Source organism: Serratia sp. BNK-33-b (genome assembly GCF_048684565.1).
GTDB classification, from domain to species: Bacteria; Pseudomonadota; Gammaproteobacteria; order Enterobacterales; family Enterobacteriaceae; genus Serratia; species Serratia marcescens.
The window spans coordinates 2,326,169-2,338,501 of sequence record NZ_JBLQTZ010000001.1; the positions used below are offsets into that span (position 1 = coordinate 2,326,169).

Genomic DNA, 12,333 nt, shown 5'->3' on the forward strand with positions numbered 1-12,333 from the left:
GTGTTGCAACGAGTCATGATGTTAACTTTACCGCTGCTGCTGAGCGGGTGTCTGTCGCTGGATCCGCACTACCAGCGCCCGGCGGCGCCGGTGCCCGCCAACCTGCCGCAGGGCGAGGCCGCCGGCAAGCAGGCGTTGAGCTACCCGGACGTCGCCTGGCGCGACTATGTGCAGGACGCCAGGCTGCGCCAGGTGGTGGCGATGGGGCTGAGCAGCAGCCGCGATCTGCGCGAGGCGATCGCCAATATCGCCTCGGCGCGCGCGCTGTACGGTGAGCAGCGCGCGGCGCTGTTGCCGACGATCAACGCCACCGCCGACGGCAGCCGCGGGCGTTCGCTGACCGGCAACGGCAATGCCACCGCCATCAGCCAGAGTTACGAAGCGCAGGCCGGCGTCAGCGCCTTTGAGCTGGATCTGTTCGGCAAAAACGCCAGCTTGTCGCGGGCGGCGTTCGAAACCTATCTGGCGAACTCGGAGGCGGCGAAAAGTACCCGCCTGACGTTGATCGCCGACATCGTCACCGACTGGGTGGCGGTGGCGGCCGAGCGCAGCAATCTGGCGGTGGCGCAGCAGACGATGGAAAGCGCCAAACGGTCGCTGGAGGTGACACGCAAGAACCAGCAGCACGGCATCTCGTCGCTGGTCGACGTGGCGTCGGCGGAGACCGTTTATCAACAGGCGCGATCGGACGCCGCCAGCTATGCGACCAGCGCCGCGCAGGCGAAAAACGCGCTGGATTTAGCGGTGGGACAAAGCGTGCCGGAAAACCTGCTGCCCGGCGGCATCGACGCGCTGGGCGGGATCATGCGCGACCTGCCGGCCGGGGTTTCTTCGCAGGTTCTGCTGACGCGGCCGGACGTGCTGCAGGCGGAGCATAACCTGAAATCCGCCAACGCCAATATCGGCTCGGCGCGGGCGGCGTTCTTCCCGTCGATCAGCCTGACCGCCAGCGGCGGGGTGGGCAGCGGTGAACTCTCGTCGCTGTTCAGCCACGGCGCGGGCGTTTGGTCATTCGCCCCGAGCATCAGCCTGCCGATTTTCAGCGGCGGCTATAACACGTCGCAACTGAACTACAGCAAAGCGCAGAGAGATCTGTATGTCGCCACCTATGAGAAAGCGGTGCAGACGGCATTTCAGGAAACCGCCGACGCGCTGGCGCGCAAAGCCACGCTGCGGGAACAGCTGGCGGCGCAAACCGGCTATGTGGCGGCGGCGCAGCAATATTATCGTCTGGCCGAACTGCGCTACCGCCAGGGCGTGGACAGCTATCTGACCGTGCTGGACGCGCAGCGCACGCTGTATACGGCGCAGCAGTCGCTGATCGCCGCGCAGCAGACGGCGTACGATAATCAGGCGACCCTGTATAAAGTGTTGGGCGGCGGGGTTGCCGCCGAGCGGCAGGGGGATGGCGTCATCGCCGACAAGACGACGCTCAGCCGCTAACCTTCGACCGCGCGCGCCGGGCGTTTGGCTGCGCGCGCTTTTTATGGAAAGTGTAAAGAAACGGAAAACCCGCGCGGCGGCCCGAACTCGCCGCGGCGGGCAGAGTCAGACAGGTAATTGCACTCACTTTTTCTTCATATCGGCTCGAGGTCGTCATGGCAGAAGACATTCAGCAACAGGTCATCGCGCTTATCGCCGCCTTCAACGCATCAGGGCGGCTGCAGAAGGGCGTGGCCATCACCCCGGAAACCGAGATTAACACCGTGCTCAATCTGTCGTTCAGCGACTCCAACACGCTGATGCGCCGCTACTTCGACACCTTCGGCGTCGACAGCGGCAACTATAACCACGAGCTGTATTTCCAGCCGCCGAGCAATACCGGGCGCTGGTTTTCCCCCTCCGCCTGTAAAGAACACACCCGGCCGCTGTGCGTGTCTATGCTGGTGCGCTCCGCGCGCGCCAAACGCTGGCTGTACGACATCCATTTTCTGATCGAGCAGCTCCGTTAGCGCCGCATTACTGCTCCAATACCTCAGCGAACTTCGCCAGCCACTGCGGATGCGCCGGCCAGGCCGGGGCGGTGACCAGATTGCCGTCGACGTGCGCCTGATCGATGCCGATCTCCGCATAATGACCGCCGCCGAGCCGCACCTCCGGTGCGCAGGCCGGGTAGGCGCTGCAGGTGCGGCCTTTCAACACTCCGGCCGCCGCCAGCAGCTGCGGACCGTGGCAAACGGCGGCGATCGGTTTTTTCGCGGCGTCAAACGCCTGTACCAGCGCGATCACGTCGGGATTCAGGCGCAGGTATTCCGGCGCCCGACCGCCGGGGATCAAGAGCGCATCGTAGTGCTCTTCTTTGGCGGCGGCGAAGTCGGCGTTCAGGGTGAAACGGTGGCCGGGTTTCTCGCTGTAGGTCTGCGCGCCGTCAAAATCGTGGATCGCGGTCTGGATATAGTCGCCGACGGCTTTGCCGGGGCACACGGCGTCCACCCAATGGCCGATCATCTGCAATGCCTGAAACGGCACCATGGTTTCGTAATCTTCGGCGTAGTCGCCGACCAGCATCAGGATCTTTTTCTTGCTCATGATCACAACTCCTGCAGGAGGGGGAATGCCTAAGGTATAGCCCAGCCCCCCTTGGAATGCGAACCGCAAAGCGCCTATCTATACTCGTGATACTGCGGCGCTTTTCTCGTCGCTCAACCCCAGGGAGAATCCCCGATGCTGAATCTGGCAACCTTGCTTGAAGAGAGTGCGCGTACCTGGCCGGAGCGGCCGGCGGTGATACAGGACGATATCCCGCTCAGCTATCGGGCGCTGAATGAAATGGCCAACCGGGTGGCGAATTTGCTGGTCGCGCGCGGCGTGCAGCCCGGTGAACGGGTGGCGCTGGCCTGCACAAACCGGCCGGAGTTTCCGGCTATCTACTACGGCATCCTCAAAAGCGGCGCCGTGGTGGTGCCGCTGAATATTTTGCTTAAAAGCGCCGAATTCGACTATTACCTGGCGGATTCGGCGGCGGTGGCGCTGTTCTGTTTCGAAGGCAGCAGCACTCTGCCGTTGGGGGAAGAGGCGCTGCGGGCGGCGGCGAAGGCGGAACAATGCCGCGAGGTGTTTATTATCGGCGATCGGCTGCCGCTCGAGGGGGAGCGTTTCAGCCAGGCGATAGCCGCACAGTCCACTGAGTTCGCGTCTGCCGCGACGCTCGAAAGCGACACGGCGGTGGTGCTCTATACCAGCGGCACCACCGGCCGGGCCAAGGGTGCGGAGTTGACCCACGCCAATCTGGTGCTCAACGCATTGGGATCGGTGCGGCTGTTCGACGGCTCAGAGGCGAATCCCGATCGTCACCTGGTAACCTTGCCGCTGTTCCACACGTTTGGTTCGACGGTGCAGATGAACGCCGGATTTGCCGCCGCCGCCACCCTGGTGCTGGTCGAGCGCTTCGACGCCGCACAGGCCATCGCGCTGATGCAACGGCACGGCATCACCTTTTTCGCTGGGGTGCCGACCATGTATTGGGCGCTGTTGAATGCGCTGGATGAGCACACGGATATCGAACGCTTGCGCAGCACGCTGCGTATGGCGGTGTCCGGCGGCGCCAGCCTGCCGGTGCAGATCCTGGAGGATTTCTCGCGCCGCTTCGGCGTCAACATTCTCGAAGGGTATGGGCTGTCGGAAACCAGTCCGGTCGCCACCTTTAACCATCCGCACCGCGTGACCAAACCCGGCTCCATCGGCCAACCGATCTGGGGCGTGGAGGTTCGCTTGCTCGACGTCACCGGGCAGCCGATCGACGGTGTCGATCAGGTGGGAGAGATCGCGGTGCGCGGTTACAACATCATGAAAGGCTATCTGAATCGCCCCGAAGCGACGGCGGAAGTGCTGGAAAACGGCTGGTTCCGCACCGGCGATCTGGCGCGCCGCGACGCCGACGGCTTCTATTTCATCGTCGATCGGGCCAAGGACATGATCATTCGCGGCGGGTTCAACGTCTATCCGCGCGAGATTGAAGAGGCGTTGATTCGCCATCCGGCGGTGTCGTTGGTGGCGGTGATCGGCGTTGAACATCCTTCGCTGGGCGAAGAGATCAAAGCGGTGGTGGTATTGAAGGAAACGGAAGAACCGATCGAGGAAGAAGCGCTGATCGCCTGGAGCCGGGAGCGGCTGGCGGCGTTCAAGTATCCGCGCATCGTCGAGTTTGTCGAACGCTTGCCGATGACCAGTACCGGTAAGGTGTTGAAACGCTGTTTGCGCTGAGGAAAATCCGGCCTGCCGGGGCAGGCCGGGATACGGGCATCAACCTGGGTAGATGCCGCGCTCTTTACGTGCGGTCAGGATGCGCTCACAGGCCACGATGTAAGCGGCGGTGCGCAGGCTGCACTCTTTCTCGGCCGCCTTGTTCCAGACGTGGACCATCGCGTCGGTCATGATCTTGTCCATACGCTCGTTGATCTCGGACTCGCTCCAGAAGTAGCTCGCCATGTCCTGCACCCACTCGAAGTAACTGACCGTTACGCCGCCGGCGTTACAGATAACGTCCGGAACCACGGTGATGTTACGGGAACGCAGAATGTCGTCCGCTTCCGGGAAGGTTGGGCCGTTAGCCCCTTCCAGCACCAGTTTGGCGCTGAGGATTTCAGCGCGCTGACGGGTGATCTGGCCTTCCAGCGCCGCAGGGATCAGGATGTCCATGTCGACCGACCAGAACGCTTCGCTCTCGATCTCGCTGGCGCCAGGGAAGCCGGCGATCTGCTTGTGCTTGGCCTGGTATTCGGTCAGCGCCACCAGGTCAATGCCGTCGGCGTTGAACAGGGTAGCGGAGTGGTCCTGGATGGTGACGACGCGCGCGCCGACGCCGACGAACAGACGGGCCGCTTCGCTGCCCACGTTACCGAAGCCTTGTACCGCCACTTTGGCGCCTTCGATCTGCACGCCCAGACGCTTGGCCACTTCGCTGCCGGTGACGAACACGCCGCGGCCGGTCGCTTTCTCACGGCCCAGGGAGCCGCCGAGGTGGATGGGTTTGCCGGTGACCACGCCGGTGATGGTGGTGCCGTGGTTCATGGAGTAGGTGTCCATCATCCAGGCCATCACTTTGGCGTTGGTGCCGACGTCCGGCGCAGGAATGTCTTTCTGTGGCCCGATGATGAAGCCGATTTCACTGGTGTAGCGGCGGGTCAGTCGCTCCAGTTCACCTTCAGACAGTTTGAACGGGTCGACGCGGATGCCGCCCTTGGCGCCGCCGTACGGCAGGTTGACCGCGGCACACTTGATGGTCATCCAGGCGGACAGGGCCATCACTTCGTTCAGATCGACGTCAGGGTGGAAGCGGATGCCGCCTTTGCCCGGCCCACGCGACAGGTTGTGTTGTACGCGGAAACCTTCGAAGTGACGGATGGTGCCATCGTCCATCTGCAGCGGGATATCGACAATCAAAGCGCGCTTAGGGTGACGCAGCGTATCAACCCAGCGTGACAGGTCGCCGAGGTAAGGGGCGACGCGATCGATTTGTTGCAGATATGTAGCCCAAGCGGTGGTGCTGCTGTCTGAAGCGTAGGATAGCTTTTCCATAACCAACCTTTATATATTAGAGGTATTTATTTCGTTTAACCGTGGATTAGCAAGCGCATAACACTTTGCGACGCTAAATTTACCACTAATTATGCCGGTTGTTAGCCCCCCTCTCATCGGGCCAGCGGACGGTTTTTCGCCGCCTGCAGAGCGGTAAATGAATAGTTAATTACTTTTTGTCGGCGGTGAGCGATCACATGCATAATTTATGCATATAAAGCGCATAAAAACCCTTTTTATCTATTTTTCAGAAGCTTGAATGTGATCAAAAAGTTTCATTTTATTTAACTGCCATGTTGACAATGGCATTTCCCCTCGCCAGAGTTAAATTAATGTTAAAACGGCTCCGGCGTCGTTTTTTTGTTGCACAAGGGAAAGTATAACCATTTGATATTGTAGTGTTTACCCACCACGCTCAGGCTTTGTACGCCAAACGTGGGCGATACGACGGCTCACGAGAGCATTTTCTTGGTACCCATTATTATTACCTCCCTGTCACAACGGGGCGGGCAGCGTTTGGTCTCAATTTTTTGCCGGTTAGAGCGCCCGCGGGCGTTTCATTCCTGCTGCAACCGCGCATCGGTTGCTTAATCGCCTTAACGACGGACAGGTAACACCATGACAAAAAACCACTGCGATCGGCTGAGCCCAGGTTCAGCCGAGGGGCCTCACTGTGCCCAAACTTTGCAGCGCGGGCTGAGCGCGCGCCACATTCAACTGATTTCGATCGGCGGCGCCATCGGCACCGGGCTGTTTATGGGCGCCGGGAAAACCCTCGCGCTATCGGGCACCTCCATCGTACTGACTTACGCCATCGTCGGCTTTTTCATGTTCATGGTCATGAGGGCGATGGGGGAACTGCTGCTCACGCGGCTCGATTACCGCTCATTCGCCGATTTTGTCTCCGAATATCTGGGGCCGCGCGCCAGCTTTTTTCTCGGCTGGTCCTACTGGCTGAGCTGGGTCGTGACCTGCATTGCCGACGTGGTGGTGTGCGGCGGCTACGTGCAATATTGGCTGCCAGACGTCTCGCCCTGGTTGCCGGCGCTGCTGACGCTGGGGTTTCTGTGTCTGTTCAACATGCTGTCGGTCAAGATGTTCGGCGAGGCCGAATTCTGGTTCGCGATGATCAAGGTGGTGGCGATCGTCGCGTTGATCGCCACCGGCGCCTGGATGGTGTTCAGCGGCTGGACTTCGCCGGACGGCGTGACCGCTTCGCTGCATAACGTCACCGATCCCGCCATTTTCATGCCGCACGGCATCTTCGGCTTTTTCGCCGGTTTCCAGATCGCCATTTTCTCCTGCACCGGCATCGAGCTGCTGGGCACGATGTCGGCGGAGACCAAAAACCCCGAGAAGGTGCTGCCGAAGGCGATCAACGCGATCCCGGCCCGCATCATCGTCTTCTACGTGTGCTCGATGCTGACCATTATCGCCGTCACCTCATGGAGCCACATTTCGCCGGACAGCAGCCCGTTCGTGATGCTGTTCGATCGGGCGGGGCTGCCGGCCGCCGCCGCGGTGATCAACTTCGTGGTGCTGACTTCGGCGATGTCCTCGGCCAACAGCGGGGTGTATTCCAGCACCCGCATGCTGTACAGCCTGTCGATGGAAAAGCACGCCCACGGTCAGTTCCGCATTCTGTCGCGCACCACGGCCATTCCGATCCGCAGCCTGCTGTTTTCCTGCTTCTGCATGGTGGCCGGCACCTTGCTGCTGGTACTGGTGCCGAACGTCATGACGCTGTTCACCATCGTCTCTACCGTGGCGGCGATCCTGGTGGTTTACAGCTGGGGCATGATTTTGGTCGCCTACCTGGTGTATCGCCAGAAGCGGCCGGATCTGCACGCCGCTTCGCACTTCAAAATGCCGGGCGGGGTAGCGATGGCCTGGCTGACGCTGGCATTCTTCGCCTTTACGCTGGTGCTGATGGTGTTCGATAGCGATACGCTGATCGCGCTGTGCAGCATGCCGCTGTGGTTTACCACGCTCGGCCTGATCTGGCGTTATCGGGTCCGCGACAGCGTGGCGCGCGAGAGCTACGTGTTTTATCGGCGTGGCGCCGAGGCGGAATAACCGGCGAAGGATGCGCCGCTTGCCGCCGCTCCACTCGGCAAGCGGCGGCAACTGCGGTATGCTAAGCAGCTGAACAGCCAACCAAACCGGGCCATACGGAGATACCCCAGCGTGCCGAACTCTTCTTCTCAACTCGAACTTTTGCGCTCGGTCGCTGACGGCATCGCGGCGCTGTTTTTCCCGAATGCGGAAGTGGTGATCCACGATCTGGCCACCAACAAGATTGCCTATCTGGCGAACAACCTGTCAAAGCGTAAACCGGGCGACGACGCCGGGCTGGAAGACTTCGAGCTCGATGGCGGCGCCGGCGTGAGCGGCCCCTATGAGAAGCTGAACTGGGACGGCAAAAAGATGCGTTCGGTGAGCATTGCCGCACGCGACGAGCAGGGCAAGCCCAGCTATCTGCTGTGCATCAACCTGAGCACCGCGATGTTCGAGGACGCCCGCAACGCGCTGGACATGTTCCTGTCGGTCACGCGGCTGCAACCACAGCCACAAGAGCTGTTCAAAGACGACTGGCAAGAGAAGATCAATACCTTTCTGCATGACTGGCTGCGCCGCGAAAACGCCGCGCTCGGCGCGCTGAGCCGCGAACAGAAACGGCGGCTGGTCAGCGATCTTTATCATCAGGGCGCGTTCAAGGCCAAAAGCGCCGCGGACTACATCGCCAACGTGCTGTCGATGGGGCGCGCCACGGTGTACAAGCACTTGCGGGAATTGAAACAGGAGTAAAGGCGGCGGGAAAGGCGGAAGAAAGGGGCGGCGATGGCCGCCCCTTGTCGTTACCAGCGGTAGTTGACCGAAGCGATAATGCTGCGGCCGCTGCCGTAGAAGCAGGCGTACTCGCCGCTGCAGGATGAAACGTATTTCTTGTCCGTCAGATTCTGCACGTTGAGCTGGAGCGCCGCGCCGCGCAGCGCCGACGAAGCCTGGCCGAGGTCATATTTCACCATGGCGTCGTACAGCGTGTAGTGCGGCACGTCGTACTGGCCGGTGGCGTCGGCCGGCGCATCGCCGATGTAACGCACGCCGCTGCCGACGGTCAGGCCGTTCAGCGCGCCGCTCAGGAAGCTGTAGCTGCCCCAGGCGGATGCCGCGTGGCGCGGGATGCCCGCCGGGCTGTGGCCGATTTCGTCCGCCGAGTTGGAGTCTTTGGTCACGACGTCGGTGTAGGTATAGGCGGCGGTCAGCTTGATCTCCGGCGTTGGTTGGGCGTGCACTTCCGCCTCAATCCCTTTGGATTTCACCTCCCCGATCTGCTCATAGGCGGAGGTGAGACGGTTGTAAGACGCCACATTGCGCTGGGTAATGTCGAACCAGGAGAGGGTCAGCAGGGTATTGCCGCCCGGGATCTGGTACTTCACGCCCACCTCGGTTTGTTTGCCGGTGGTCGGCTTGAGCGGATCGGCGCCCGGCGCGCTTGGGTACAGGTTAGGATCGAACGAGGTGCTGTAGCTGACATACGGCGAAATGCCGTTGTCGAAAGCGTAGAGCAGGCCCGCGCGGCCGGTGAACTGGGCATCGTTGTAGGTCTGTTCCTTTCCGCCGCTGGTGCGATCGCGGGTGTTGACCTGTGACCAGTCCTGACGGCCGGACAGCAGCAGGTTCCAGTTATTCCACTCCAGTTGGTCCTGCAGATACACCCCGATCTGATTCAGCGTCTTCAAGTCGCTGGAAGCCAGCGCCAGCGTGCTGCCATCGATGCTGGGGCGAACCGGGTTGGCCCAGTCGATCGGGTAATCGTTGCCGCGATCGCGATACATTTTATAATCGCTATGGCTGTAGCGGTAATCCAGCCCGCCCAGCACGGTGTGTTTCACTTCGCCGGTATCGAACAGGCCCTTCAGCTGGTTATCCACGCCAAACTCGTTGGTCATCTGCGTTTCATGCTGCGCCATGCGGGTGACGGTGTGGTCGTTGATCTTCGAGTTTACGTTATAAACCAGATACTTATAGTCCTCATCGCGGTGGGTGAAGCGCAGGTTCTGGGTAAACGACAGCGCATCGCTGAAGTTGTGCTCGAGGCTGTAGCCGATCGACGCCTGCTCGCGCCGCGACTTGTTGAAGCTGGGTTCGCTGACGTTGAAGTCATAGGGCACGTAGCCCGCGCTGGTCGGGAACAGCGTGCCGGCGCGCGGCAGGAAGTTGCGCGACCCGGCTTTCGGATCGTTCTGGTAGCTGGTCAGCAGCGTAAAGCTGGTGTCTTCGTTCGGCAGCCAGGTGAAGGCCGGCGCGATGGCCACCCGTTGCTGCTTGCTGTCTTTGACGAACTCGTGCTCGGTTCTGGCGATACCGTTCAGGCGATAGAACAGGGTGTTGTCGTCGTTGAGTTTGCCGCCGAAATCGAACGCCGTTTCCGCCAGATGGCGGTTGCCGGTGCTGAATTTGACTTCGTGAATGCTCTGGGCGGTAGGGCGTTTACTGGTCATCACCACCACGCCGCCGGGGCTGACCTGGCCGTACAGCACCCCGGCCGGGCCGTGCACCATCTCCACGCGCTCCAGCAGCCAGGGGTCGATCTGCCCGGCACCGCCATTTTGGCTCGAGAGGCCAAAGTGCAGACCGTCGAGCAGTTTGGGCGCATAGCGGAAGCCGCGGCTGATCACTTCGTCATTGCGGTTGGAGTTGCCGCGGTAGGTGGTGATCACCCCGCTGGTGTAGTTCAGCGCGTCGGCGACCGACGCCGGCTCCTGGTCGTTCATTTGCTCGCGCGTGACCACCGAGATGGACTGCGGCGTCTTGCGCAGAGAGGCGGCGGTCTTGGTGCCGGCGGCGCTCTCTTTGGCGACGATCCCTTTGACCGGCGCGGTCACGCTATTTTGCGCGTCGGCGGTCACCAAAATCGTTTCGTCCGCTGCCGCAGACGCATGTTGCGCCAAGGGCAATAACGCCAGCGCCGATCCCAGCAACAGACGCCTGGCGGACATCGCCTCCGCATTCCCGTTAGCTATCCCTTTGTTTTTAATCTTCATTATCTCTCCTGCATACCTGCGTTGTGTGTTATGCCACCCTGATAAACCCCGAAATATCGGCGAGCGGTATTCACCCGTCGACGCGGAGACGCCGTATGTGCACGACGGTAAAAATCCGACAAATAGTATTGAAAATGATAATGAGTATCAATACGATTGTCAGGTTTTGTAAAAATCACTCATGTTATGTAAGAGGCGCTATGGAGTTTTTGCCGGAAAAGAGGCCAGGAAACGACCTTGAGGGATTGGCGGCGCAATGGCTGCGTGAAGAGGCGGCAGGGCAATCCGCGTGGTGGCAAAAGGTTGCCGCGCAGGGCACGCCCATCGTCGACGCGCTCGACGAACGCCACGTCAAAATGACCTGGCTATGGCGCGACCCCGCCGGCGATGAACGGCACTCGCCGATATGCCGCGTTTACGCCGATATCAACGGCATTACCGATCACCACAGCACGTCCCCCAGCAGCCTGACTCGGCTCCCCGGCACCGACGTTTGGTACGGCTCGGCCGTTATCGATCGCCGCTGGCGCGGCAGCTACAGCCTGATCCCCATTACCGAGCGAGACCTCCCCCCGTCTTCAGCGACGACGAAACGTTACGCGACCGCCAGCAGCGTGCCTGGTGGGTATCGCTGTTCCCGTTGGCGATCGCCGATCCTCTGAATCGCCTCTCGCTGGGGCCGTCTCATCGCCCGCGGCCCGTATCCCTGGCGCAAGGGCCGGATGCCGACGATCAAAGCGCCTGGCAGGCCGCCGATCGGCCGCTGGATGAGGCGCGGCTACAGCTATTTCAGTGGCGCAGCGAACGGCTGGGTAACCAGCGGCGCGTTTGGCTGTATGCCAGCGGCGACGCGGCGGTGAAAGCGAACCGCCCGCTGGTGCTGCTGCTCGACGGCCAAAACTGGATCGAAAGGCATGCGCTGCTGCCGGTGATTGAGAACGAGACCGCAAAAGGGCAGTTGCCGCCCGCGTGCTGGTTGCTGATCGATGCGATCGAGGGCGAACACCGGGAAAACGAGCTGCCCTGCAACGCCGTCTTCTGGCAGGCGGTGATCGACGAACTGCTGCCGCAGGCGCAGCGCCGCGAAGCGTTCAGCGAGACTGGGGCGCGCACCGTGGTCGCCGGCCAGAGCTACGGCGGGCTGGCGGCGTTATACGCCGGTTTGCACTGGCCAGAGCGCTTCGGCCACGTGCTGAGCCAGTCCGGCTCTTTCTGGTGGCCTACAGTGCAATTTGTGACCCAGTTCGAAAAACGCCACGAACTGGAGGAAGGCTGGCTGATACGCCAGGTTCGGCAGCGCAACGCGGCGGCACCCAAGCTCACCGTGATCCAACAGGCCGGCGATCGCGAGGCGGACATCGAATTCGTCAATCGCCAGATGCACCAGGCGCTGACGGCGGCCGGGCACCGCGCCGACTACCGCGTGTATTCCGGCGGACATGACGCGCTCTGCTGGCGCGGCGGCTTGGTGGACGGCGTGCGCCGGCTGCTTTCCGCAATGAAGTAATCCCACATTTTGACAGACAGGTAATGAAAATGACTCAGGAACAACAAAACCCGTTCGATGACGAAAGCCTCCGTTTCTCCGTGCTGGTCAACGCGCAGCAGCAGTATTCGCTGTGGCCGCAGTTTGCCGATACGCCGCAGGGGTGGCGCGTGCTGATGGGGCCGGCGTCGCGCGGCGAGTGCATCGACTACATCGAAACGCACTGGCAGGACATGCGGCCGGCGGCGCTGAAAGCGACGGATGCGGCGCGTTAAGCGCCTG

Annotated in this window: 9 protein-coding genes and 1 pseudogene; 7 read left to right on the forward strand and 3 right to left on the reverse strand. The window is 61.5% G+C overall.

What is annotated here, in order from left to right; genetic code table 11:
• Both ACMGGK_RS11075 and ACMGGK_RS11080 read left to right on the forward strand, forming a co-directional pair.
• Positions 1 to 1,443: an efflux transporter outer membrane subunit gene (locus ACMGGK_RS11075; protein WP_033645806.1), complete on the forward strand. Its 1,443-nt coding sequence runs from the start codon at positions 1 to 3 to the stop codon at positions 1,441 to 1,443.
• Positions 1,444 to 1,598: 155 nt separating this feature from the next.
• Entirely contained in the window at positions 1,599 to 1,952 is a 354-nt protein-coding gene (locus tag ACMGGK_RS11080; RefSeq protein WP_004937980.1) for a DUF1493 family protein, read from the forward strand.
• 7 nt (positions 1,953 to 1,959) lie between these two features.
• Here ACMGGK_RS11080 and ACMGGK_RS11085 read toward each other — a convergent pair whose 3' ends face one another.
• Positions 1,960 to 2,529, reverse strand: coding sequence for a DJ-1/PfpI family protein (locus tag ACMGGK_RS11085; RefSeq protein ID WP_004937978.1), 570 nt, complete (start codon positions 2,527 to 2,529; stop codon positions 1,960 to 1,962).
• Between the two features lie 135 nt (positions 2,530 to 2,664).
• Here ACMGGK_RS11085 and ACMGGK_RS11090 point away from each other — a divergent pair, with 135 nt between their 5' ends.
• Positions 2,665 to 4,203, forward strand: a complete 1,539-nt coding sequence (locus ACMGGK_RS11090; protein ID WP_004937975.1) for a long-chain-fatty-acid--CoA ligase — start codon at positions 2,665 to 2,667, stop codon at positions 4,201 to 4,203.
• Positions 4,204 to 4,242: 39 nt separating this feature from the next.
• Here the strand turns inward: ACMGGK_RS11090 and ACMGGK_RS11095 are convergent, their stop codons facing one another.
• Positions 4,243 to 5,517, reverse strand: coding sequence for a Glu/Leu/Phe/Val family dehydrogenase (locus ACMGGK_RS11095; protein ID WP_025302877.1), 1,275 nt, complete (start codon positions 5,515 to 5,517; stop codon positions 4,243 to 4,245).
• 618 nt (positions 5,518 to 6,135) lie between these two features.
• Here ACMGGK_RS11095 and ACMGGK_RS11100 point away from each other — a divergent pair.
• Together ACMGGK_RS11100 and ACMGGK_RS11105 are read left to right on the forward strand one after the other, a co-directional pair.
• The gene (locus ACMGGK_RS11100) at positions 6,136 to 7,593 is read left to right on the forward strand and encodes an amino acid permease (RefSeq protein WP_033640271.1); all 1,458 of its coding nucleotides are present in this window, start codon (positions 6,136 to 6,138) and stop codon (positions 7,591 to 7,593) included.
• 111 nt (positions 7,594 to 7,704) lie between these two features.
• Positions 7,705 to 8,325, forward strand: coding sequence for a helix-turn-helix transcriptional regulator (locus ACMGGK_RS11105; protein WP_049299274.1), 621 nt, complete (start codon positions 7,705 to 7,707; stop codon positions 8,323 to 8,325).
• 50 nt (positions 8,326 to 8,375) lie between these two features.
• Here the strand turns inward: ACMGGK_RS11105 and ACMGGK_RS11110 are convergent, their stop codons facing one another.
• A complete protein-coding gene (locus tag ACMGGK_RS11110; protein WP_049299273.1) occupies positions 8,376 to 10,565 on the reverse strand; it encodes a TonB-dependent siderophore receptor in 2,190 nt (729 codons plus the stop codon).
• Positions 10,566 to 10,765: 200 nt separating this feature from the next.
• Here ACMGGK_RS11110 and fes point away from each other — a divergent pair.
• Positions 10,766 to 12,072, forward strand: a pseudogene (gene fes / locus ACMGGK_RS11115) (enterochelin esterase).
• A 29-nt stretch (positions 12,073 to 12,101) separates the two neighbouring features.
• On the forward strand, positions 12,102 to 12,326 hold the full coding sequence (locus ACMGGK_RS11120; protein ID WP_033633649.1) for an MbtH family protein: 225 nt from the start codon (positions 12,102 to 12,104) through the stop codon (positions 12,324 to 12,326).
• Positions 12,327 to 12,333: the final 7 nt, after the last annotated feature.